Below are 24781 nucleotides of genomic sequence, written 5' to 3' on the forward strand. Positions count from 1 at the left end.
GTTATCGATCTTTACTGGTGTCAATATGCATGCTCAGCCGATAGGTCAGTTCGACCAGCAGGCGCGATGGGACAGGTCGACCATCCAGCATGGCGGGATCAAAGTGCATGCCTTCAAATGCGGCCAAGGCCGAAGCAGCAAATCCTGTGGTCGCTGCAAGCAGATGAAGCGCGTCGATATTGCCATGCGCATCAATCATAATTTCCACCAGCACCCGCCCGTTTTCGCGCCGCTCGAATGCAGGCTGCGGATAAACGGGTAGCAGATCGGCGAGCGCCCGGACGCGCTGATCGACCTGCTGCGCATCCCGGTAACCACGCTCTTCAGCCATATCCAGTGCCAGCTCGTCTGGCAAGACTTCACGAATTTCCACCACCGGTCGGGCAGGCAGGCGGGCCAATGCAGGCGAAGGAGACACTGAAGATGCGGAAGATGCAGGAAATTCCAACGCCGGTACACTCGACATTCCCGATACCCGCGCTAACTCAGGAGGCGGCGTGGACGCTACCCGCAACGGAGTCGCAATCAATTGCACGATCAACGCACCGCGCGGGACGGGAAGGCGCGGCGGCATGCGGGTGGTGAGCAGTAACCAGAAACCGTAGTGCAACCCGATGATGAATAGCACCGCCAGCGCTATGCCGCATCGAAAACAACTCCCTATCACCCCGCGTTACCAGCAATACGCCAGATCGGCCGAACCGGACACGGTCTTAGTCCCCAGCTGGTCATACGTCAATGTGCCGCACTTGTCATCAGTAAATAGTGGCACCGCCGTAATCGTATAGGTGTCAGTGGCGGGCGTGGTCACTGTGATCGTATATCGCGTACTCGATGCCAGCAGCGCGGTGGAATACGTGTTGTTGAGGGTATAAAAACGCTCCTGCAGCGAGGCCGTCTGCAGGATGGCTGACTTGGCTTCGGCACGACGAGACTTGTTGACCTGCTCGACGTAGGATGGATAAGCGATCGCCGTCAGGATCGCCATCACCGCCACGGCGATCATCAGTTCGATCAATGTGAAACCATTACGGGTAGATCCTCTCATCACGCCTCCTGGTCGGTTATCAACGGTTATCGGTTAGCGCATAATTTCTCGCCACGACAACCGGCCACTGGAACTGGCGGCGTTCTCGAGCACGCTTTCAACCGCTCCTTTCGAGCCTGACATGACTTTGTATTCGCGTTTTTGCGCCGCGCTCAAGATAGTTGGTGCCGACGGAATCCCGACCGTCGAGCGCCTGCCGCTGACCGGAATGAGGTCACCGCTTGTCGGGTCCTTCAGATAATCGGCCGTTGAAAACTGATTGTCCTTGTTGACGTCAAAGGGGGTCGCCGCCAGACGACTGCCACTCACCGCATCAAGCTCCATCAACCAGCCGTCACCACCGTAGGTACACGCCGATGTCGATGGGATAGCGGTCGTGAAGATGACTCGGCCACCGCGGATAACCGGATTAAAAATGACCCGCTCGCCCTGCGGCGAGGTCGAGGATGGCGTCTGCAAATCGAGGTACCAGCCTTGCTGAGTCGGGTAACCAACCGGGTTGTTCGATGTCAGGCGGAACGCCGTGAGATCGGTGGTATTTGCCGTGACCTCGGCGAGTATGGTTTGCTTGACCAGCTTTGAGCGATCCGGCACGGTGGTTGTCCCGTCCGTGCCGTACTGATCCCAGATACCGTAAAAAGTTTGTGTGGACGTATCACCGGCGTCAACGAGTTGCAGATAGCGACCAGTACCGAAGGTCACCATATAGCCACCGGCAGGATTGCGAATCACATCGGGCGCAGAAGTAATGGGCTGAACAAGACCATTGGCTGACTTGGCGGTGTAGAGCAACTTTGCAGCCCCCCAGGACGATGGGTCAGCATTACCGAGTGAGAACTTCCACATATTGCCAAACAGGTCGCCGGCATACACCGCATCGACCATGCCGTCGCCATTGAGGTCGGCCGGTAACGGCTCGGACAAGCCATTCGGCGTCACAGGCGAGCCAATCGTGCCACCTACCGCGTCGGTCGGCAGCTTCAGATAATCTTTACCAAGTGTCCAGCTTTTTGCACCGGCTGGTCGATCCAGGAAAACGATGTACAGGAACGCCTTGCCACTCGATTTGTTGTTGTAACCATTACCGAAGACAGCCGCCCATTTGTCATTGGCCATCCTGACAATGGCTGGCTGGCCGTACGTATAACCAAGATCCTTATCGACGGCGTCGGTGAACTCCCACTGAACAAGCGCAGCTGCCTTGCCGGCGTCCTCGCTGAAACGGGCAGGATCGGTCACATCGAGCGCAAATATGCTGGGGCCGCCACCGGCCAGCCCGCCGACCAGAAAAGTCTTCCACTCGCCGTTGACCTTGGCATCACGCACGACAGGCGAGCCATCCACCTGATACTTGTGCGCCAATCCCTGATCCGGCAGACGCGACAGTGTTGATATCAACCGAGATGGGACAAACGCCAGTTTTTCGGTACCGTCCGCCGCAGAAAAACCATGGAGCATGCCATCGTTGCTGCCAACGTAGACCATCGGCAAGCGCGATGTTTGCCTGGCAATGAAGTCCGCATAGTCCGCACCGGGATAGCCGCCGCTGGGCTTGCCGACGAATTGCGGATTCGAGTTGACGACATCACCGAGCAACGATGTGTTACGTGTGCGGAACGTCCCCAGGGCCGTCCCTTCCAGGCTCTGATCACCGCGTATCCAGTTGAGCCGCTGTTCGCCCAGGCCATCATTGACCGAGCCCGAATTGGTATTGAGTGCCAGCTGATAGGCTGGCGGCAAAACACCCCATTCGAAAGCAATGCCCCCCTGACCTAGGTTCGCGTTATCTGTCAGTCCGTTATAGGTGAGTATCACGCGCGAAGCCGGCGCTCTCCCCTTCAGCAACGCACCCGCATCCCAGAGGGCTTGGGTTGCCAATACGCCATTTTGATCGATCGGGAAATCCATCACTTGCCCGGACCAGTCCACCGGATTGAAACGAGCCTGATAAATATGTGACCCGGTATTGAGAAAGGTCGAACTGCTCGCAACCGATGCCGATGAGGCGCTGGCAAGGATGGATTGGAAGGCGCGCTGCATCGAGGTCTCCAGTGCAGCAGGATTGGTGACATAAAAATAATTGTCCGGAATTCTATCCGAACCGGTCTTGCCGTTGCCGAGATGGGTATCCCATTCAGACGTCAGGTCGGGTGTGCCGTCCCCATTGCTGTCGATGAAACCTCCCCACTTTGTAGCAAGGTACAGTGGATCCGGAAGTTGCGATGCCACTACTCCGGTGGCCTGGTAACTGGCGGTGGTAGGTGCATCCGACCCTTGGCAGGAATTGCACCCGCCGGAACTATTGACCGTGCCGGTCGGCGTCACGGCCAGATTGGTCGGATCAGTGAACGAATAGCCGGAGATACCGGAGTGAAAATGCGGGCCATCCTTGTCGGTGCCTGAAATGACATAACCGAAACCCTGATCATTCGGTGAGGATGAACCAACCACCGTAGTGGTTACCTTGAGGGTATTACCCGCAATGACATAACTCAGGACGCCCCAGATATCCTGATCGAAATCGCCTCCCTCGATTGAATCGTCCCACATGATGTAGAACGAACCACTGGTCGGCGTTTGCGAAACAACCTTGAAGTCAACAAGGGTGCCGGAACTGTAGGTGCCGAGACCACCTGCATTGACCCGATAAGCGGGTAACAAAGTGACGGCTTTGCCATTAACGCTAATCTTGATTTTTGGCGTGTTGGACGCTAGCTGAACAGCATAGGTATTCACTTTTAGTGATTTGGTATCGGTACTCGGGACGGCAGCAGCAACCGGGTCCGGCAGCGAACGGATGCGGTGCGTGTGGGCATACCAGGCTGCACCGGCAATCTGATAGGTTCCCTTGGTTGTCGGGGCTTCAGGACACATGCCGGCCACCAGACCCAAGGAATCGACAGTCTTCGAGACACACAAGCCACCGGTGTTATCAAAAGAATTGCCGCTGCTGCCAACAAACCATTTTCCGCCATTGATCCCCTCTGCAGCACCAATTAGCGTCGTGAGGTCTGCTGCACTGGCGCTACTGCCCAGATCGCTGATACCGGACATCAGATCACCGTCATACGAGGACACGCTAGGATTAAAAACCAAAGTATTGAGTGACGAGCAATAATTGGTCGCCGTTAATGGATCCTTCCATGCTTCGACGGTCAGGCCGAGCGTTGCATCCTTGCTCCCGTCTGGATACGCATAACGGGAGTCTGCTGACTTCCCGGCAAAATACCGCAGCGATTCAAGATAAATCTCCGACATCGGATTGCCCCAACTGGAACAGTTTCCTTCGCTTACAAAGTCGCCCTGGTTGCTACTGCCACCGCTATGCGCCAGGCCAAGCGTCTGATAGTTACATTGTTCATTGCCTATATAGTTCCCGTCGACATAGTTGTAGCCATACATTCTTAACCGATTCATGTTGTAGACAATTCCCTTGACGCCGGTAAATTTCCCGTTTGAAGTTGCCGTACCGGAATCGACCTCCAAGCCAAAATCCCCGACATTGCGTCGCAGCACTCCACCCGAAATATTTTTCTGATAGCTGCCGCTCATCATGCCGAACTGCATCAGGTTGGTATCACTGTCGCCATAGGTTTGGAGTAGACCAATCGGCTTATAAGTACCGTCGGGATACTTCTTGCATTTTTCTGTCCCGGTCAAACCATCCACGCAAACTTTTACCCGGGCGATATATTCACCGATTGTCGATGGTGCCGACGACGTATTGAGACCACGCACGGATCGCCAGGGATTGTAGGCTGCGGCGTATAAACCCGACACCAAGGGCTTGTTGCCGTTAGTTGAACCGTGGTCAGCATTCGGGTCGCTATGCCTCTCCTCCTCCCAGTTGCACTGCCAGGTTTCATTCGATGCCCACAGCGCGTAGTTACCCCTGGCAACACGGATTTGCGGTGCTGCAGTATTTTTTTGGGACGAGCTATCTCCTGAGGAGGTATCCCTTGGTGTCACATTACACAAGGTCAGGCCGGTGAGTGAGAGGTTGGTAAGCGTCCATGTGGAGTAAGTTCCATTTGCGCCAGCTGGTATGCCATTACTGGGCACGTCGATAACCAACGTATTTCCAGGCGTCGAGGTTACGGTACCGATCATGTAGTTACCGCTGCCGTTGCCGTTGCCTTTACCATTGCCGTTACCGTTGTCGTCGTCGTTGCCGTGGCCTCCGACTGCATCCAGACGCACCTGATCTCCCGGCATCACACTGTCCCAGATCGTCGTCAACGACTTTGTACCCGGTGTAATGCTCAGCGAAGTCCGACTCTTCTTCGTTCCACCAAAAGTTTGGGCGATATCTGTAAATGGCGTCAATTGGGAAAGATCAGGGCCGTTGTAATACTTGGCCCACGCATGCGCATCCATCGGCTGGAAGGAACGCTCAAGCACGGTATCGGCATCATCAGTCGAACGCATGCCGCCGTACAGCAACTTGCGTACTGCATCAATGCGCGACATCGTGGCCCAGTTCAGGAAGTTGCCGCTCCACTTTCCGCTGCAATAGTGCGTCACTGCCATGGCAGTTGGTTCGAAGCGACCATTGTTGGCGGAGTAGTCATAACACTTGGATGGATCGAAATAGCCATAGTATTCAAACGTATTGGTGTACGTGGTTTCAATGACCCCATCACCGAGCAAGTCGGAATAGTCGTTGTAAGCCTTGTAGAACAGCTGCTGGTCTTTCGACATGTCGATCATCACCAGCGGCTTGACCGCGCTGGTGGTGGTCAACGGCGAGGTAGCTAACGCCAGCGGCGCTGCTCCGGCTGCTACGGGGAACAACGTGACGGCGAACAGGGCGAACAGGACGAGAAGCCCCGAAGGGTGCAACAGACGGGTCAAGCGAGTCAGCACTGACATGATATCTCCATGACCAGGTGGTCAAATTGGACGATTTAGGGACGGATGATTTCTTGCACGATGACACTGGTTCCGGCGTTCGCGCCGAAACCAATTGCCGTAATTCGATACAGCCATTTCTGCGGGATCTTGGCGCTCAGGCTGACGCCATCCTTATCCGGCAGCACTTCGATCAGATAACGCGGCTGCGCCGTAACGCCGCCACGTGCCGGTACCAGCTGAAACTTTTGCTCGGTTGTCAGCAATGTCATTTCGCCGTACTCGACCGAGCGGGCGCTATCAGTCAAGAAGGTTTCCCATACCTGAGACTTTCCTGCTGCCGCCGGCAGACACAAACCGCGCGTCACCGTGGCACTGCAATCGGCCGTGGCACCGGTCGCTCCCTGTATCCTGCCTGTCGAACTGTGAATGTCGGCACGCGCATCGCGCAACGCCGATTCAGCGGCAAAGAATGCAATATTGCGATCCCGACTATTTCGCGCCATGCGCTCGTCCGTCTTGCTGATCAGCGCGGCGCTCAGTCCGAACAGGATCAGAATAATCAGAAATAACATGCCGATCAACAGCGTCGATCCTTTTTCGCACCGTGCGCCCCGCCACGCCTTGGAGGAAATAATCATCATCAATCCAGTCGATTGCGCAACGCCACCGAAAACGTCACGCGTTTTCGTAACCGGCCATCATTGACCGGAATAAACACGCTTCCGGCATCGTTAGCTGGTGCCACGTTCCCGGGAGCATATTGCGTCCCAAAATGATTGAAGACCGGGGCGCTAGCAAGTTTGAGATTGTCAACCGTGTTGCTACGCAAGACTACCGACACCAGTACGCTAACCGCTTTGCTCAGGTCGGCAACACCTGCGGGCTGGTAACTGAATCGCGTCCCGCCGCCATCGAGATCAACGACAAACAGCATTTGCAGGCTATCGACTCCGCTCACCAGTGGCGTCGAGACCGTACCTATCGTGCAGTACAGGGAAGGCTCCTGTGACACCGGGTCGAGCTGCACCGTGTACGTTTGTGTGACCACGGCATCGCGTCCGATCGCATTACCCAGGCAATCGCGGATGCTGCCATCGGCCACACCAGAGGTATCCGATGCGCCATAGAACAGTAAGGTCAGGGCATCACTGGCATGCAGACCGACATCGTTCTGCGCATCAATAAACAGCTTGCTGCCGGCAAGATTGGTTGGAAATGCCGTGGCGGCGTCGATGTCCCGGTAACCGGCCAGGCGCAGGTCATGGGTCAGCACACGCATCAGGTAGCGCGCATCTTCCTGCACCAGCGAGAGTGCTCCCTGGGTTGTATAAGCGCTTTTCTGCGACAGGTACAACCCGGTTACTGCCAGAATCACGATCAGCGAAATGGTGATCGAGATCATCACTTCGATCAGACCAAAACCGGCTGCGCACCGCGGCATCTTCGGCGTGCTCATGGCTGCAAACTCGTCACGAACTGACCAGTGGCACCGGCGCGATCGTCTTTCCACCAGATTTTTATCACGTACGGTGCACCGGCGAGGTTGTCACAAGCAGGCGCAGCGAGATTGCCGTCACCAGGAGTTGAATCGATACAAATCGTTCCACCCGCAGTCGCTCCCAGCAATTCAGCGATATTCTGATTCCACATGAACAAGGCCGTCCGGGCTATCTCCTGAGCGCTGCACCCGGTCACTTGCATGCAGGCAGGAATGGCCGCTGCCACTGGCTGGTTGTAATAGCCAGCATCCAGGCCAGCCCGGTTCGACAACACATGATCGGCCAGCGAGGCGGCTTCAGCGGTAGCAATAGTGCGCAGGCTCGCACTCTGCGAGAAGCGCAACATCTGCAGTTGCAAGCCGGCCAGCGCAAGCAGTCCGAACGCCAGCACGACAATGGCGATGAGCACTTCGATCAGCGTGAAGCCATGCGGGCGACGCGCTAGCAAACGAAACGGGAAAACGGAACGCGGCATCATCGCTGGCACCTCAGGGACAAACAGTCGTCGTGAGCGACGAACGCCCGGTCAATTCGACCGAGACCAGGCGCCCGACGTTACCGGTGCGCGTGTCGCATAACTTGAAACTGGCCAGTGCATTGGCCTGACCGGAAGAATTGAACTCAATCCAGCCAGCCGCAGGGCCCGTCACCGTGATCCGTGGTGCTGACGGCGCGCCGGAAAATATCAGCGTTTCGGCAGAGCTACGCGTCTTGTCATGGTCAGCATCTGCGAATACCAGCTTGTTGGTGGTCCAGTCGGTACCGCAAACACTGTTACCGGCACTGGCACACAGCAGCACGCTGGCATTGATGCGCGATGCCTCGCTGCGCGCTGTCTGTAACGCCAGCGAAAATTTTCGGGCTTCCGAGGTGATGCGTGCGTCCTGCACGAAAGCCTGGAATGACGGTGCCGCCAGACCAAGCAGGATGGCGATAATCGCCATTGCAATGAGTAACTCCACCAAGGTGAAGGCAGCGGACGAGGGATGCGGAGTCGGGGCGAGGGTCATGGGAAGTAAAAAATTATTCGTTGGAAAAATTTCTTACTTGCAGCTTATTACGCGCCATCAACGACTGTAAATACCGTTAGTCAAATTAAAGCGACCATTGATCACATCAAGGACAGGCGTTTTGTCGTGAGACCTTCTCGTGCTCGATGTGTTTCAGGTAACTGAGATGTTGCCCTTGCTGACACTTTCGCCATCGGTTGGCTTGAGTGTCCAGAACGACAGCGACGACAACACCGTCATCACACCCAGCGTCAGGAAGGTATGGTGCAGTGCGCCGGTCAATGCCAATTGATTCGACTCCGGCAACCCGCCGAGATACCAGCCGGTGACCAGCGAGCCACAGGCCAGTCCGAAGCTCATCGACATTTGCTGCAGCGAACTGGCCAGCGTGCTGGCCATGCTGGTGTCGGCATGGCTGATATCGGCATAGGCCATCGAGTTCATGCTGGAAAATTGCAGCGAATTGAACAGGCCCTGCGTCAACCCGAGCAGCACGATCAACGCCAGCGGTGTCGATGCCGATACGGTGGCAAACAGGCTGATCGTCATGCCGATCAGCAAGGTATTGATGATCAGCACCTGGCGATAACCGAAGCGCCGCAGCAAACCCGCTGCCATCAGTTTCATGCCCATCGCCCCGGCCGCCGCCGGCATCATCAGCAGGCCGGATTGCCAGGCTGGCAGTCCCAGACCGAGCTGATACAGCAAGGGCAGCAGGAATGGCAAACCGCCCAGACCCAATCGCGTCACAAAGCCACCCACTACCGACACGCGGAAAGTGCGCACCCGGAACAGCGCCAGCCGCAGCAACGGTGAGTCGGTCCGGCCGGCATGCCAGACATAGGTCGCCAGCAAACAGAGCGCCAGCAGCAGCAATACGCCGTTCGAGGTCGCATCCAGCTTGTGCTCTCCGAACACTTCCAGCAGCCACGACAGCAGTGCGGTACCCGCTCCGAAGAGCACCATCCCGACCACATCGAGCGGCCGCTGCGTGTCCCCACGGTAATCCGGCATGTGCCGGTGGATCAGCCATTGCGCAGCCAGCCCGACCGGCACATTGACAAAAAAGATCACCCGCCACGACGTCACATGCACGATCAGACCGCCTATGGTCGGACCAAGCAGGGGCCCGATCAGCGCCGGGATGATGACAAAATTCATCGCCCTGAGCAGTTCGGATTTTGGAAAAGTACGCACGATGGTCAAGCGTCCGACCGGCATCATCATCGCCGCCCCCATGCCCTGCAGGATGCGCGCTGCCACCAGCATCGGCACACTCTGTGACAAACCGCACAACACCGATGCAAACGTGAAAATCGCGACCGCCGCGCTGAAGACCCGGCGCGTACCAAACCGGTCGGCCATCCAGCCGCTCACCGGGATACATACCGCCAGGCTAAGAATGTAGCTGGTGACTACCGCTTTCAGGCTCAGTGGCGTGACGCCAAGACTGAGCGCCATCGAGGGCACGGCAGTGTTGATGATCGTGGAATCGAGCTGTTCCATGAACAGCGCCGTGGCGACAACCCAAGGCAAGTAGCGCTTGACGGCCGTGTCGTCGGCGGGAGCAGGAGAGTTAAGTTGCATCAGGGGAAGCAAGATTGCGTAGCGATGACGGAGGATAGCACCGCACCGGAATTTTATTTTTATTCAGCGGTAGCCGACCAGTGGCCGAATTCTGCTTGACACAAGTTCAACCGATGGATTACTTTCGACCTCATGCCTTATTTCTCCCTTCCGCTTCACCTTCTCCTGCTGACGATCTCGTCGCCAGCTCTGCTGCGCGTCAAGCGCACATAAAACACCCCCCTCCTGTTAGCAATTCCTTCCGTCCGGCAACGACCAGACGGGATCCTTCATCGACTTTTTCCGGAGCACACTGCCATGTTGAATAACCCCGCCACCCGCTACCGTCCGTTCGCTCCGATCGCTCTCGCCGATCGCACCTGGCCATCGAAGACCATTACTGCGCCACCGATCTGGATGTCCACCGACCTGCGCGACGGCAACCAGGCGTTGTTCGAGCCGATGAACGTCGAGCGCAAATTGCGCATGTTCCAGACGCTGGTCGAGATCGGTTTCAAGGAAATCGAAGTCGCCTTCCCGGCCGCCTCCGAAACCGATTTCGGTTTCGTCCGCACGCTGATCGAACAAAACCTGATCCCGCATGACGTCACCATCGAAGTCCTCACGCCAGCCCGCGACGAACTCATCGAGCGCTCGATGGAAGCCTTGCGCGGCGCACGGCGCGCGATCATCCACCTGTACAACGCGACCTCGCCGAACTTCCGCCAGATCGTGTTCGGACTGGACCAGGCCGGCGTCAAGGCCATCGCGATCAAGGGAGCGCACACCATCAAGCGCCTCGCGGCAGCCCAACCCGACACCGAATGGGTGTTCCAGTACAGCCCCGAAACCTTCACTGGCACCGAACTCGATTTTGCCAAGGAAGTCTGTGACGCCGTCATCGATGTCTGGGAAGCGACGCCGCAACGCAAGGTCATCATCAACTTGCCAGCGACGGTCGAACTGGCCTCACCCAACATCTATGCCGATCAGGTCGAATGGATGAGCCGCAATCTGGCCCGCCGTGACTCGGTCATCATCAGCCTGCATCCGCACAATGATCGCGGCACCGCGGTCGCAGCAGCTGAGCTCGGCATGATGGCCGGTGCCGACCGCGTCGAAGGATGCCTGTTCGGCAATGGCGAACGGACCGGCAATGTCGATCTGGTCACGCTGGCATTGAACATGTACTCGCAAGGCGTGCATCCGGGCCTCGACTTTTCCAACATCAATGAAGTCGCGCGCATCGTCGAACACTGCACGCAGTTACCGATCCATCCGCGCCACCCGTATGTGGGCGATCTGGTCTTCACGGCGTTCTCCGGTTCGCATCAGGATGCGATCAAAAAAGGCATGGCCGTGCAATCGCCGGATGGACTGTGGGAAGTGCCGTACCTGCCGCTTGATCCGGCTGATCTGGGTCGCACTTACGACTCGATCATCCGCGTCAACAGCCAGTCCGGCAAAGGCGGGATCGCGTTCCTGCTCGAAGCCGAGTACGGCATGGTGATGCCACGCCGCTTGCAAGTCGAGTTCAGCACCGCCGTGCAATCGCTGACTGAACAGACCGGCGGCGAAGTCGTGGCAGCCGATATCTGGACGCTGTTTTCAAGTGAATATTTCGCTGCCCGTGAACCGGTTGCTTATGTCGGACATCGGTTATTCGACAGTGGTCAGTTGCAAGGCATCCACTTGAGCGTGACGTTGTTCGGAGAAGCGCTCACGCTCAGCGGCGAAGGCAACGGCCCGATCGATGCGCTGTTGCATGCGCTGCGCGTGCAAGCCAAGTTGCACAGCTACGAAGAACGGGCAATGGGTCAGGGTGCAGATGCCACCGCCGTGACCTTTGCCGAAGTGGTCACCGATGGTGTGCCGGGAACGGTGTTTGGCGTGGGCATGCATGCCAATATCGTCACGGCATCGGTGCTGGCCGTCATCAGCGGGTTGAACCGGATTTATGCGAAATTGCCGGAGCAGGAAAAGGAGGCGTTTTTCCGGCAGCAGGAGCAGGTTAGCGTTTGATGTGAATGGGTTGGCGGTGCAATGCCCTTCGGTTATTGCACCTTACGAGCTAACGGCCGTCTGTGCTCCGTAACCCGTTGTCGGGGTCAGAGTAATTTTCGCGATACCCCCTGCGAAAAAAAACTCTGACCCCGACAACTCGCCCGGCATGGTCGCGACGGCCTTCAACGGCACGGCAATTTACACTGCTGCCACGCTCTTCCCGAACGTCAATTCTCCATTGACCACATCGATCAGAATCACATCCTTCGGTCCGTATTTGCCTTCCAAAATCTGCTTCGACAAAGGATTTTCGATCTGCTGCTGGATCGCACGCTTCAAGGGCCGCGCGCCATACACCGGATCAAAACCGGCTTCGGCGATTTTCTGTAGCGCCGCATCGGTGATCTCGATCCCCATGTCCATCTTGCCCAGACGCTGCTCGAGTATCTTCAACTGGATGCGGGCAATCGAGCCGATATGCTTTTCATCGAGCGCATGGAACACCACAATCTCGTCGATCCGGTTGATGAACTCGGGACGGAAATGCTGCCGCACTTCGGCCATCACGGCCATCTTGACGACAGCCGGTTCGCTCTCTTCCATCGCCTGAATCTTGTGCGAACCGAGGTTGGAGGTCATCACGATAACGGTGTTCTTGAAGTCCACTGTACGACCCTGGCCATCGGTCATGCGGCCATCATCAAGTACCTGCAACAGTACATTGAACACATCCTGATGCGCCTTCTCGACTTCATCGAGCAGGATCACGCTGTACGGCCGACGGCGAACCGCTTCGGTGAGGAAGCCACCTTCGTCGTAGCCAACATAGCCTGGCGGCGCACCGATCAACCGCGCCACCGAATGCTTTTCCATGAACTCGGACATGTCGATGCGGATCATCGACTCTTCGGTATCGAACAGAAATCCGGCCAGCGCCTTGCACAGTTCGGTCTTGCCGACACCGGTCGGCCCGAGGAACATGAACGAGCCATAGGGACGGTTCGGGTCCGACAGACCGGCCCTTGAACGACGGATCGCATCGGACACCGCGACGATGGCTTCATGCTGGCCGATCACGCGCTGATGCAGAAAATCTTCCATGTGAACCAGTTTGTCGCGCTCGCCCTGCATCATTTTCGAGACCGGAATGCCGGTCGCACGCGAGACGATCTCGGCGATTTCTTCGGCACCGACCTGGGTGCGCAACAGCCTCGGCTTGAGATTGGCCTTGTCGGCCGCCTCGTCCTGGCGTGACTGTGCTTCGAGCGCTTTTTCGAGCTCGGGCAAGCGTCCGTATTGCAGCTCGGAGACGGTTTTCCAATCGCTCTTGCGGGTCGCTTCGTCCATTTGCAGACGGACTTCCTCGATCTCTTCCTTGATGTGCTGGCTACCCTGCACGGCGGCTTTTTCTGCACGCCAGATTTCTTCGAGGTCAGCGTATTCGCGTTCGCTGCGCAGGATTTCTTCTTCGATCAGGGCGAGCCGGCGTTGCGATGCTTCGTCTTTTTCTTTCTTGATCGCTTCGCGTTCGATCTTCAGCTGGATGGTACGTCGATCGAGCTTGTCCATCACTTCGGGACGCGAGTCGATTTCGATCTTGACCTTGGCAGCGGCTTCGTCGATCAGGTCGATGGCTTTGTCGGGCAGGAAGCGATCAGTAATGTAGCGATGCGACAGTTCAGCCGCAGCGACAATGGCCGGATCGGTGATGTCGACACCGTGATGGACTTCATAGCGCTCCTGCAAACCCCGCAGAATCGCAATGGTCGCTTCGACACTCGGTTCGGCCACCAGAATTTTCTGGAAGCGGCGTTCCAGCGCAGCGTCTTTTTCGATGTACTTGCGATACTCGTCGAGCGTGGTCGCGCCGACGCAATGCAGTTCACCACGTGCCAATGCCGGCTTGAGCATATTGCCCGCATCCATCGCGCCATCGGCCTTGCCGGCACCGACCATCGTATGCAATTCATCGATGAAGACGATGGTCTGGCCTTCGTCCTTGGCGAGGTCTTTGAGCACGGCTTTCAGGCGCTCCTCAAATTCGCCACGGTACTTGGCACCAGCGACCAGCGCGGCCATGTCGAGCGAGAGCACGCGTTTGGATTTCAGGCTGTCCGGTACTTCGCCGTTGACGATGCGTTGCGCCAGCCCCTCGACGATGGCCGTCTTGCCGACGCCCGGCTCGCCAATCAGCACCGGGTTGTTCTTGGTGCGACGCTGCAGGACCTGAATCGCACGACGGATTTCATCATCGCGGCCGATCACCGGATCAAGCTTGCCGAGACGGGCGCGTTCGGTCAGGTCAATTGTGTATTTGGCGAGCGCTTCGCGCTGGCCTTCGGAATCGGCCGAATTGACCGACGCGCCGCCACGTACCGCTTCGATCGCCGCTTCCAGCGCCTTGCGGGTCAGACCGTTTTCGCGTGCGGCCTTGCCGGCTTCGGACTTGTCGTCGGTCAGGCCGAGCAAGATCATTTCGCTGGCAATGAACTGATCGCCGCGCTTCTGTGCTTCCTTGTCAGCGACATTGAGCAAGGCACCGAGTTCGCGCCCGACCGGCACTTCACCACCCGTGCCGGAAACTTTCGGCAAGCGCTCCAGCGCCGATTTCAGCGCCGCCGTCAGGCCGCCAATATTGGCACCGGCGCGCTGCAGCAGTGAATTGGCACTGCCGTCGTCCTGATTGAGCAACGCGACCAGCAAATGCGCCGGTTCGATGTAGGGATTATCGTTGCCGACTGCCAGGCTTTGCGCATCGGACAGCGCTTCTTGCAGTTTGGTGGTGAGTTTGTCTAGACGCATGGTGAGCTCCGGAATAAATTCAATAACCACAACATGGGGTGTGGTATTGGCTTTTCAAGCGACGGATTGCATCTTTGCGTCAGAATTCCGGTTATGTTAATAGGGGCGGTGCAATGCCCTTCGGTTATTGCACCCTGCGAATTGATGGTGATGTTGACGTTGATGTTGATGTTGATTCTGATTTTGACGTGGCCGTTGACGTTGACGTTGACGTTGATGTTGATGTTGATGTTGATGTTGACTTGGCCGTTGACGTTGACCTGTTCCGCATTGAAGCAGCTGCCAAAAGTCGGAGTCAGGCAGGGGATCAGAGGGACGCATGTCTGAGCGAAGCGAGTTTGCGGCCCTCCCCCTGACTGGCTCCGACTTTTGGGAACCCGAAGGGCAGCCGCTTCGCGGTCGCCTTTTTCTTGGTTACTTCTTTTTGGCGAAGCAAAAAGAAGTAACCGGCTGCCGGGCCGCCCCCGGCTTGGTCATGACGAAGCACATACAGAATCAGTTATCGCTGTCAGTGCATTCGTTGCACCACCTACTATACTCAAGGCACCAACACCCACTTATCCAAAGCCGCATCATCCACCGCCCGCGCATCGACCCAACGCGCCCCCTCCGGCGTCTGCTCTTTTTTCCAGAAAGGCGCTTCGGTTTTCAGATAATCCATGATGAACTCACAAGCCGCAAACGCCTCGCCACGATGAGCCGCAGCCACCGCCACCAGCACAATCTGCTCGGTCGGCAGCAACGGCCCGATCCGGTGGATCACCAGCGCATCGGCAATCGGCCAGTGCGCGCGGGCTCGGTCGATGATGACGGCAATCGATTTTTCGGTCATGCCCGGATAGTGTTCGAGCTCCATCTGGCTGACCGTCGCGCCGTCGTTGAGGTCACGCACGGTGCCGACGAAGCTGACGATGGCGCCAACCTGCGGGCTGCCTTTGCGTAACTGTGCCAGCTCGGTGCTCATATCGAAATCGGCTTGCTGGATGCGGATTGTCATCGCTTTAACCACCGGTGACCGGCGGGAAAAAAGCCAGCTCGCAGCCGTCCGTAATTGCGGCAGTCGCCGTGACCATTTCCTGATCCAGCGCCATGCGCAACGCCCGTCCCTCGTCCAGCGCCTGTGCCCACGGGTCACCGCGCTCGCGCAAGAATTGCCGCACATCGCCCACGGTGAGAACCGCCACCGGCAGCGTCAGCACTTCGCTGCCCGTACCCACTACTTCGCGTACGCTGGCAAAAAACCGCAGGGTAATTTTCATCAATTGAGTAATCCGGAAAAAGGAATAAACCGCACGATATCGCCAGGAACAATCACCTGCCCGGCCGGATTATCGACCAGCCCGTCGCCCCAGACAGTCGAGGTCAGCACGCCCGAACTCTGGTTCGGGAATAGCTCCAGCGCACCGTCTGGTCCGACCCGCACACGCAGGAATTCATTGCGACGATCTGCCTTCGGCCAGTCGAAACCCGCGCGCATTGCATAGGCTTGCGGTGCGACATCCTCAACACCTTGCAAGCGCAAAATGAACGGTCGCACGAACAACAAAAAGGTCACGAAGCTCGATACCGGATTACCGGGCAAGCCGAGGAAGAACGCACTGCCCTCTCCGCTACGATCGATTTCGCCGAACGCCAGCGGCTTGCCGGGCTTGACTGCGATCTGCCACATGTTCAAGCGCCCTTCGGCTTCGACCGCCGGCTTGATGTGGTCTTCCTCACCGACCGAGACACCACCCGACGTGACGATCAGGTCGTGGTCTTGCGCAGCCAGCCGCAAGGTGTCGCGCGTCGCAGCCAGCGTGTCCGGCACGATGCCGTAATCAGTGATCTCGCAACCGAGATTTTCCAGCAGTCCGCGCAACGTGAAGCGGTTCGAGTTGTAGATCGCACCGGGTTTCAAGACCTCGCCCGGCATCGCCAGTTCGTCGCCGGTAAAAAACACGGCGACCTTGATCTTGCGCACCACCGGCAAGGTAGCCAGTCCAACTGACGCGGCAAGCCCCAGTTCCTGCCCGCGCAAACGCGTACCCGCAGAAAGTATTTCGTTACCAGTCAGTATGTCTTCACCACGACGGCGTATCCATTCGCCGCTGGCAGGTGCGTGCGTGACGATGACGTCGTCGCCGTCCGCCGTGCATTGCTCCTGCATCACGACTGCATCAGCCCCCTCGGGAATCAGCGCACCGGTAAAAATCCGCGCAGCAGTCCCGGCCAGCAAGGGCTGACCGACATGACCGGCCGGAATGCGCTGGGCCACACGCAGGCGTGCTGACCCGCTGACGCAATCGGCAGCGCGCACCGCGTAACCATCCATATGCGTGTTGTCCATCGGCGGCACATCGAGTTGCGACGATTGTGCCAGCGCGAGCACGCGGCCATTCGCTTCCAGCGTCGGGATGACTTCGTGACCGGTCACCGGACGCGCGGCAGCGAGCAGCAACGCCAATGCTTCGGCAACCGGCAACATCGGCGGGCGGGGTGGTGGCGTATTCATGGTCATAGTCCGGTGTGGGCAACGATGAAGGCCTGCACTTGCGCGACATCGGCCTCCATGACTTCAAAGCGCTGCGGCAAGAATTCGATGTTCTCGAAGCCGGCCGGACGGGCGGCGTCGGTATCGAGCGCTTCACGAATGGTTTCGTTGAACTTGGCTGGCAAGGCGGTTTCCAGCACGATCATCGGCACGCCTGATTTGACATGCTCGCGTGCGACCTTCACGCCATCGGCGGTATGCGTGTCGACCATCAGACCGTAGCGCGCATGCAGGTCGCGAATCGTCGCGAGCCGGTCTGTGTGGCATGAGCGACCGGACGCAAAACCGAATTGCGCGATCTTGTTGAACTCGTCGCCATCGCTGCCGGGCGCACCGGACAGATCAAAACCGCCTTCGGTATCGACCTTGGCAAACAGCGCCTTGACGCGTACCGCATCGCGATCGAGCAAGTCAAAGACGAAGCGTTCAAAGTTCGAAGCCTTGCTGATGTCCATGCTCGGACTGGTGGTGTGATAGGTCTCGGACGACTTGCGCACACGGTAAATGCCGGTGCGGAAGAACTCGTCGAGCACATCGTTTTCGTTGGTGGCGGCCACCAGCTGATCAATCGGCAAGCCCATCATGCGGGCAATGTGGCCCGCGCAGATATTGCCGAAATTGCCGGACGGGACCGTGAACGAAACCTTCTGCTCATTGCGGGTGGTTGCCTCCAGATAGCCGCGAAAGTAATAGACCACCTGCGCGACCACACGCGCCCAGTTGATCGAATTGACGGTGCCGATCTTGTAGCGTGCCTTGAAGGCAAGGTCGTTCGAGACGGCCTTGACCATGTCCTGACAATCATCGAACACACCCTTGATAGCGACATTAAAAATGTTGTCGTCTTGCAGACTGAACATTTGTGCGCTTTGAAAGGCGCTCATTTTCAGGTGCGGTGACAACATGAACACGCGGATACCGTGCTTGCCGCGCATCGCGTATTCGGCAGCGCTGCCGGTGTCGCCGGAGGTCGCACCGAAAATATTGAGTTCGGCTTGCTGCTTGTCGAGCGTGTACTCGAACAGGTTGCCGAGTAACTGCATCGCCATATCCTTGAAGGCCAGCGTCGGACCATTCGACAGGGCTTGCAGCAGCAGGGTCTTGTCACCGTCCTGCTCGATCAAATGCAATGGCGTGATGCGCTCGGCGGCTTCGCCAGCACGCGTGTTGCGGTAGACGGCAGCGGTATAGGTCTTGTCGGTCAGTGCCTTGAGGTCCGCAACGGGAATATCAGTAGCGAATTTTTTCAGGATTTCCAGCGCCAGATCGGCGTAGGACAGCGCGCGCCATGCATCGAGTTCGGCACCCGAGACTTGCGGATAAACGGCCGGCAAATACAGGCCACCGTCCGGCGCAAGGCCACCCAGCAGGATTTCGGAAAAGGAAGGCTGCGCGGCGTGGCCGCGGGTCGAGACATAGCGCATAGAAGTGAAGGTGCAGGCGTCGTTAATGTGCGTGCATTATAGCTGCCACGTCCTTTGCGACGTTCGCACCGCCGTCAGGCAACCTGCCCAAGTTCACGCGGTACCACAACGACATTGGCAAGCATGTCGGTGACGAGCGCAGCGAGGTCGATGCGCGGCTGCCAATCCCAGTCGCTGCGGGCAGCCGCGTCGTCGAGACTATGCGGCCAGGTGTCGGCAATGGCCTGGCGCGCATCGGGTGCATAGCTGATCTCGAAACCGGGTCGCTGCTGGCCAATCGCCTCCGCCAGTTGTGCCGGATTGAAACTCAGGCCCGCCACGTTGTAGGCAGCGCGAATCGCGATCCGTTCGGCGGGCGCATCCATCAGCGCGATGGTGGCGCGGATCGCATCCGGCATGTAAATCATCGGCAGCATGGTGTCGGCTGACAGGTAGCAGTGGTACGGCTCGTCACGCAACGCCGCATGGAAAATCGCAATCGCGTAATCGGTCGTCCCGCCGCCCGGAGGCGAACGGAAACTGATGATGCCCGGATAGCGGATGCTGCGCACGTCAACGCCATATTTGCTGAAGTAATACGCACACAGGCGCTCGCCGGCCAGTTTGCTGATCCCGTAAATCGTGGTCGGATCCATCACCGTCTGTTGCGGCGTGTTGTCCTGCGGCGAGCCCGGCCCGAAGGCAGCGATCGACGAGGGCCAGAAAACCCGCAGCGGCCGACCGGCGGCAGTACGCTCACGAGCGATCTCCAGAATATTGAGCAAGCCATCCATGTTCAGGCTCCAGGCCTTCAGCGGCTCCTGTTCGCCGGTGACCGACAACAGGGCGGCGAGCTGGTAGACCTGCGTGATGCCGTACGTGTCGATGATGCGTGCCACCAGACGGCGATCGAGCACGTCGATGGCTTCGTAATGCGCAGCACCAAACGGATTACGCGGACCGAGGTCGGCAGCGATGACATTGTCGGCACCATGCTGCAAGGCCAGCGCGACGACCAGTTCATTCCCGATCTGGCCATTGGCACCGATGACCAGGATGCGCTCCATCATGCGACTCCTGTTTTGCCGAGCAAACCCAGCTCGCGCCCGGCTTGCTCGAAAGCCGCCAGCGCCGTATCGAGTTGTTCGGTCGTATGCGCTGCCGATAATTGCACCCGCACACGCGCCTGCCCCATCGGCACGACCGGATAAAAGAAACCGGTCACCAGCACGCCAAGTTCGTACAAACGCGCAGCAAAACGCTGTGCCACCGGTGCATCGAACAGCATCACCGGCACCACAGGATGAGTCCCCGGCTTGATCGTGAAACCCAGCGCTGCAATCGCGCTGCGGAAATAGGCGGTGTTGGCATGCAGCCGGTCACGCAGTTCGGTGGATGACGCGAGCCGTTCCAGCACCGTTAGCGAAGCGCCGGCAATGGCGGGGGCAAGACTGTTCGAGAACAGATACGGACGGGATTTCTGGCGCAACATGTCGATGACTTCCTTGCGCGCAGACGTGAAACCACCCATCGCACCACCGAGCGCCTTGCCCAGTGTGCCGGTAATGATATCGACCCGGCCCATCACGCCATGATGTTCATGCGTGCCACGTCCGTTGGCACCCATGAAGCCCGAGGCATGACATTCGTCGATCATGACCAGCGCACCGTACTGGTCGGCCAGGTCACAAATCCTGTCGAGCTGGGCGATGGTGCCGTCCATCGAAAACACGCCATCGGTGGCAATCACCACGTGGCGCTTACCAGCGGCGGCCTGCAATTGCAGCTCGAGGTCGGCCATGTCGTTGTGCTGGTAGCGATAGCGCGCCGCCTTGCACAAGCGCACGCCATCGATGATCGACGCATGGTTGAGGGTATCGGAAATGATCGCATCTTCGTCATTGAACAGCGGCTCGAACAATCCGCCATTGGCATCGAATGCCGCCGCGTACAGGATGGTGTCTTCCATGCCGAGGAAGGTCGACAATGCCTGTTCAAGCTGTTTGTGCACTGTCTGCGTACCGCAAATGAACCGCACCGACGACAGCCCGTAACCGAATTGCTCGGTCGCGGCAACGGCGGCGCGTACCGTGGATTCTTCACCGGACAAGCCGAGGTAATTATTCGCACACAGGTTGATCAACGTGCGGCCATCATCACACACCACTTCGGGACCCTGCCGCGACGCCAGCACCCGCTCGTTCTTGTACAAGCCGGCGTCTTTCAAGCGATCCAGCTCCTGCTCCAGCCCGGTAAAAAAAGTTTTCTTGTTGTTGACGCTCATGATGTCCTCGACGATTGGTAGAATCGATTCATGATCTCTGAATCAATCCGCTGGTTTTATTAAATTCCATTATGTAGAACTTATTTTCAATATAGTGGATATTAGCAGTACTTTCCCACTTTGTAATCCCGCTCGTGAAAACCCCCAACCGTACCTGCCCCCTACCGAAGTCCACACCTGGCTGCAACGCATGCTCCACGGGCGCGACCTGACACTTGATGTTGATGAGCGTGGTGCCAATGTCGAAGGCAACGAGCTTGAAGTCACCGCGTTCGAGTGGAGAAGCGATGCCTTGCACGATGAAACCTGAGGCACTTTCCTGGGGTGTCATGGCGGGGGTATGTATGAGTCAGCGGGATTGATGTTGCAGTTAAACGAGGCGTGAACTGTTTATCGAGGAATGCTCTGACAAACACCTCCCAGCCTTTGAGCAGACGTGCGCGCCAGCCGGACCTGCACGAAAAACATCTTGCCAGGATTCGTTCAACAGGTCTGCGTCATGTTCAAGCAGGGTGCACTTCATGAGGCCTTCCAAATACAGCTCCCTGAACCCGAAAGCAATTCAGATCCGCAACGCTCAAAGTACCACTTGAAAACGATGACATGGCATTTGAGTCTTTGAGAACGCCCTTGCCAGGGTGGCGGTTTTTGTTGCCGTTGCGCCGCTCAATGGTTTCTCGTGAATCCCAAATTTTGCGAGCTGCAACATCAACAAGTGCACTCATTTCATTTTATCCTTGAGTTTTTTGCAAAATTCCAAAAATACAACTCTTCCACCCACTTTTTCATGGGCGGGCAAAAGCTTTATCTTTTCTTCTACACAGCGTTCCAGAGCCGACGCTACTGGGGACAGTGGCTTCGATGTGTCTGCGTTGATATATAAAACAATACTTATAAATATAGCAACTGTAACACCTACACCTGCTGCAACATTTGCCAGGAGCTTGTAAAGCATAAAGTCCTCTTTTGATGGACTTGCAGAATTCGCCAATCCAGCCGAATTAGCCGCTGCGTTATGCAAAAAAAGTTGCGGGGACCGTCCAAAAGGCTGCGAAATCAGCGTATCAAAATCATGATCCTGATGCTGGCCCATAAAAATAATATCCTGAGTGCCGCAACTGCCAAACAATTTTATACGTTACAGGGCTATTTGCTCGCACTGCTCGAACAAGACACTGTGCGCCTTGACTCCGAAGTTACTGTGAAATCACCTGCCCCGCGTCAGACTCATGCCTCATTAATCGAAACTGAAAGTAGACTTTCATCTCAATACTGCTAAAGTTGGTACCTTAAATCACAGTAAGGAAAATAAATGGGGGAAATAAATGCACTGCACGCACTCAGCGCGGAGCCCCAAAGGCGGGAAGAATGGTATTCGCTGCTGGGTGAGCTATCCCATCATTTCTGGTTTGCCGGGGATGTGTCGCTTATGTTGCAAGGCTTTTGCAAAGCACTGGTGACCAAGGCAGGATACGTTAGCGTACGAGTGGCACTGAATGTCGAGAACCAATCAAAAATTTACGAGGCAAATGCGGATCAACCTCCGCTCAATGGAGTTCTTCAGCATTTGTTGTTACCACTAGCGCATCATGGCGTGTCCGTTGCCCAGTTGCAGGTGAGCGCCACCTTTGATCTGAGCGACGGCTCCCAGGCCCACGCCATTTTGATGCGCATTGCGAGGGAGTTGGTGGAGGCCATTCTCGCCTTGACACACTCGGGGAACGAGCGGGATTTGTTGTCCAACGCGGAATTGCTTGCGTTGTCCGTGCGCCAGAGTCCGTTTCCGGTGGTGATTACCAATGCGATGGGCCAGCTGGAGTATTGCAACGACAGCTATTGCAGAACGTCGGGCTACACTTCTGACGAGTTGATCGGAACCGAAGTGCTATGGAAGGTGAGCGACGCCATTGGCGAACAATGTCGCAAGGAAATAGCCGCTTTACAGCCTGGCCAGTACTGGCAAGGCGAACTGCAGAGCTTGCGCAAGGATGCTACACAGTTTTGGAACGCTTTTACCATCTCCCCGATAAACGATGCGAGTAGTGCCCAAACCAAGCACTTTGTTGGTGTGATTAATGTTGGTGTGATTAATGTTGACGTGATTAACGGTGTTAGCGACCAGCTCAATTACCAAAAAGAACTCGAATACCAGACCACCCGCGACCGTCTAACCGGCCTAGCTAACCGCAACTTGCTCAATGACCGGATTGCGCAAGGAATTGCGTCGGCTAAACGCAATAATTTGTTGATGGGGCTGATGTTGTTGGATCTGGACCATTTCAAGTCAATCAATGACGCATCGGGGCACGGCGACGGGGATCACGTGCTCAAAGAGGTTTCCAAACGACTCATAGGCTGTGTAGGCGAAACTGATACCGTCGCCCGCCTGGGCGGAGACGAATTTGTCATCTTGCTGACAGACTTGCCAGAGATGGGTGACGTCGATATCATCGCCGAAAAAATCCTGATCGCCTTGTCCAAGCCGCTGTCCATTGGTGAGCAGGATGTCGTGGTCACGGCAAGCATTGGCATCTCTTGTTACCCGCGTGATGGGGACCATGGCGAGATACTGTTGCGTTATGCTGGCATTGCCATGTACCGGGTCAAGGAACACGGACGCAACGGCGTGCGCCAATTTGTGCCTGAGACGGGCGTCACCGCCACGCGCAACATGAACATGGAAGATGCCATGCGCAGGGGCTTGGAGCGCGATGAATTCAGGCTGCACTACCAGCCTAAAATGGACTTGGGTAGCGGACGCATGGTGGGTGCTGAGGCTCTGGTGCGTTGGCAGCATCCGCAAATTGGGTTAATTCATCCGATTGAGTTCCTCACGCTCGCGGAGGAGTCCGGGCTGATATTGCCATTAGGAGAATGGGTGTTGGCGCAAGCCTGCCGCCAGCAGGTGGCATGGGAGAAGGAGGGAATTGCGGGGGTACAAATTGCAGTGAACATCTCTCCACGCCAGTTCCACCAGGAAGACTTCGCAGAACGCGTGAAAGCCATTTTTAGTGAGACGGGAGTCGACCCAGCCCGCATCATCCTGGAGCTCACCGAGAGTATCGTCATGCACGATGTCAGCACCACCAACGCGACGCTCAAAGAGCTTGACAATTTGGGTTTGGTCTTGTCATTGGACAATTTTGGCGCGGGCTACGTGAGCTTGGTACATTTGCGCAAGCATCACATTAGCGAGTTAAAGATAGACAAGTCGCTCATCAACGACATCCACACCAACCCGGACAACGCAGCTATCGTCGGGGCCATCATTGCCATGGATACCAGTATGGGGTTGCAAGTGGTAGCACAAGGCGTGGAGAACCTGGCGCAGGTGGAACTGCTACGCCAGTTGGGGTGCAAGTACGTGCAGGGATACTATTTTGGTCGTCCTTTGGAGTGTGCATAGAAGCTTGGCATGTGCTTTCAGCCCTGTTTTCAGCGACTGAAGGCGACGCAAACCGCTGCGCGTGGCCAAGCACTTTCTGCGCGTAAGCCAGCCGCTTGTTGGCCGTTACCGCGTTGTAAGCGCCTAGCGCGTTAACCGTTTCACCTAGCTGGCGAATATTGCCCGCCAAAATTCAGGCACCTGCATGAAGATTGATACAGGGGTCCCATAAATTCTGCTCGACCACCCCATATCGGCGTAGTGCTGGCAACCAGCCCGAGTTGAACTGCATCAGCCCAATGCCACGCGTGCCATCGGCGTTGCGCCCTACCGCAGCCGGGTTAAAGTTGGACTCCTGCTTGGCAATGGCCAGCAGCAAAGCCTCGAGCATCT

General features: G+C 57.1%; 21 protein-coding genes. 3 read left to right on the plus strand and 18 right to left on the minus strand.

Annotation, left to right across the window (positions count from 1 at the left end; all coding sequences use genetic code 11):
* Position 1 precedes the first annotated feature (1 nt).
* The 8 genes from QN370_RS13300 to QN370_RS13335 form a co-directional block, all read right to left on the minus strand.
* On the minus strand, positions 2-628 hold the full coding sequence (locus QN370_RS13300) for an energy transducer TonB (RefSeq protein WP_322126918.1): 627 nt from the start codon (positions 626-628) through the stop codon (positions 2-4).
* 45 nt (positions 629-673) lie between these two features.
* Complete coding sequence (locus tag QN370_RS13305) at positions 674-1048, minus strand: type IV pilin protein (protein WP_322126917.1); 375 nt, start codon at positions 1046-1048, stop codon at positions 674-676.
* Between the two features lie 33 nt (positions 1049-1081).
* The gene (locus QN370_RS13310; RefSeq protein ID WP_322126916.1) at positions 1082-5920 is read right to left on the minus strand and encodes a pilus assembly protein; all 4839 of its coding nucleotides are present in this window, start codon (positions 5918-5920) and stop codon (positions 1082-1084) included.
* Between the two features lie 35 nt (positions 5921-5955).
* Positions 5956-6543, minus strand: a complete 588-nt coding sequence (locus QN370_RS13315; protein WP_322126915.1) for a pilus assembly PilX family protein — start codon at positions 6541-6543, stop codon at positions 5956-5958.
* Entirely contained in the window at positions 6543-7358 is an 816-nt protein-coding gene (locus tag QN370_RS13320; protein ID WP_322126914.1) for a PilW family protein, read from the minus strand. The genes QN370_RS13315 and QN370_RS13320 overlap by 1 nt, the downstream gene beginning before the upstream one ends.
* Positions 7355-7879: a type IV pilus modification protein PilV gene (pilV, locus tag QN370_RS13325; RefSeq protein ID WP_322126913.1), complete on the minus strand. Its 525-nt coding sequence runs from the start codon at positions 7877-7879 to the stop codon at positions 7355-7357. The genes QN370_RS13320 and pilV overlap by 4 nt, the downstream gene beginning before the upstream one ends.
* Positions 7880-7889: 10 nt before the next feature.
* Positions 7890-8411 (minus strand): GspH/FimT family pseudopilin, encoded by a 522-nt coding sequence (locus QN370_RS13330; RefSeq protein WP_322126912.1) that lies wholly within the window; start codon positions 8409-8411, stop codon positions 7890-7892.
* A 153-nt stretch (positions 8412-8564) separates the two neighbouring features.
* Complete coding sequence (locus QN370_RS13335; protein ID WP_322126911.1) at positions 8565-9998, minus strand: DHA2 family efflux MFS transporter permease subunit; 1434 nt, start codon at positions 9996-9998, stop codon at positions 8565-8567.
* Positions 9999-10295: 297 nt separating this feature from the next.
* Here QN370_RS13335 and leuA point away from each other — a divergent pair, with 297 nt between their 5' ends.
* The gene (gene leuA / locus QN370_RS13340; RefSeq protein WP_322126910.1) at positions 10296-11999 is read left to right on the plus strand and encodes a 2-isopropylmalate synthase; all 1704 of its coding nucleotides are present in this window, start codon (positions 10296-10298) and stop codon (positions 11997-11999) included.
* A gap of 180 nt (positions 12000-12179) precedes the next feature.
* Here the strand turns inward: leuA and clpB are convergent, their stop codons facing one another.
* Complete coding sequence (clpB, locus tag QN370_RS13345) at positions 12180-14783, minus strand: ATP-dependent chaperone ClpB (RefSeq protein ID WP_322126909.1); 2604 nt, start codon at positions 14781-14783, stop codon at positions 12180-12182.
* A gap of 74 nt (positions 14784-14857) precedes the next feature.
* Here clpB and QN370_RS13350 point away from each other — a divergent pair, with 74 nt between their 5' ends.
* Complete coding sequence (locus QN370_RS13350) at positions 14858-15139, plus strand: hypothetical protein (RefSeq protein WP_322126908.1); 282 nt, start codon at positions 14858-14860, stop codon at positions 15137-15139.
* Between the two features lie 182 nt (positions 15140-15321).
* Here QN370_RS13350 and moaE read toward each other — a convergent pair whose 3' ends face one another.
* The 8 genes from moaE to QN370_RS13390 form a co-directional block, all read right to left on the minus strand.
* The gene (moaE, locus tag QN370_RS13355; RefSeq protein WP_322126907.1) at positions 15322-15780 is read right to left on the minus strand and encodes a molybdopterin synthase catalytic subunit MoaE; all 459 of its coding nucleotides are present in this window, start codon (positions 15778-15780) and stop codon (positions 15322-15324) included.
* Positions 15781-15784: 4 nt separating this feature from the next.
* Positions 15785-16042 carry a molybdopterin converting factor subunit 1 gene (gene moaD, locus QN370_RS13360; protein ID WP_322126906.1) on the minus strand — a complete coding sequence of 86 codons (258 nt, stop codon included), beginning with the start codon at positions 16040-16042 and terminating at the stop codon, positions 15785-15787.
* On the minus strand, positions 16042-17283 hold the full coding sequence (gene glp / locus QN370_RS13365) for a gephyrin-like molybdotransferase Glp (RefSeq protein ID WP_416172118.1): 1242 nt from the start codon (positions 17281-17283) through the stop codon (positions 16042-16044). Before glp ends, moaD begins: the two co-directional genes overlap by 1 nt.
* On the minus strand, positions 17280-18740 hold the full coding sequence (gene thrC, locus QN370_RS13370) for a threonine synthase (protein ID WP_322126904.1): 1461 nt from the start codon (positions 18738-18740) through the stop codon (positions 17280-17282). Before thrC ends, glp begins: the two co-directional genes overlap by 4 nt.
* 74 nt (positions 18741-18814) lie before the next feature.
* Positions 18815-19786 carry an NAD-dependent epimerase/dehydratase family protein gene (locus QN370_RS13375; protein WP_322127236.1) on the minus strand — a complete coding sequence of 324 codons (972 nt, stop codon included), beginning with the start codon at positions 19784-19786 and terminating at the stop codon, positions 18815-18817.
* Positions 19786-21003 carry a glycine C-acetyltransferase gene (gene kbl / locus QN370_RS13380; protein ID WP_322126903.1) on the minus strand — a complete coding sequence of 406 codons (1218 nt, stop codon included), beginning with the start codon at positions 21001-21003 and terminating at the stop codon, positions 19786-19788. Before kbl ends, QN370_RS13375 begins: the two co-directional genes overlap by 1 nt.
* Positions 21004-21506: 503 nt before the next feature.
* Positions 21507-21728 carry a hypothetical protein gene (locus QN370_RS13385; RefSeq protein ID WP_322126902.1) on the minus strand — a complete coding sequence of 74 codons (222 nt, stop codon included), beginning with the start codon at positions 21726-21728 and terminating at the stop codon, positions 21507-21509.
* The gene (locus tag QN370_RS13390) at positions 21725-22096 is read right to left on the minus strand and encodes a hypothetical protein (RefSeq protein WP_322126901.1); all 372 of its coding nucleotides are present in this window, start codon (positions 22094-22096) and stop codon (positions 21725-21727) included. Before QN370_RS13390 ends, QN370_RS13385 begins: the two co-directional genes overlap by 4 nt.
* Positions 22097-22315: 219 nt before the next feature.
* On the opposite strand from QN370_RS13390, the gene QN370_RS13395 reads away from it, so the two are divergent.
* A complete protein-coding gene (locus QN370_RS13395; RefSeq protein ID WP_322126900.1) occupies positions 22316-24409 on the plus strand; it encodes a putative bifunctional diguanylate cyclase/phosphodiesterase in 2094 nt (697 codons plus the stop codon).
* A 172-nt stretch (positions 24410-24581) separates the two neighbouring features.
* Here the strand turns inward: QN370_RS13395 and QN370_RS13400 are convergent, their stop codons facing one another.
* Positions 24582-24779 carry a lytic transglycosylase domain-containing protein gene (locus QN370_RS13400; protein WP_322126899.1) on the minus strand — a complete coding sequence of 66 codons (198 nt, stop codon included), beginning with the start codon at positions 24777-24779 and terminating at the stop codon, positions 24582-24584.
* Positions 24780-24781: the final 2 nt, after the last annotated feature.

This window comes from Actimicrobium sp. CCI2.3 (assembly GCF_035019065.1).
In the GTDB taxonomy this organism is placed as follows: Bacteria; Pseudomonadota; Gammaproteobacteria; order Burkholderiales; family Burkholderiaceae_D; genus Actimicrobium.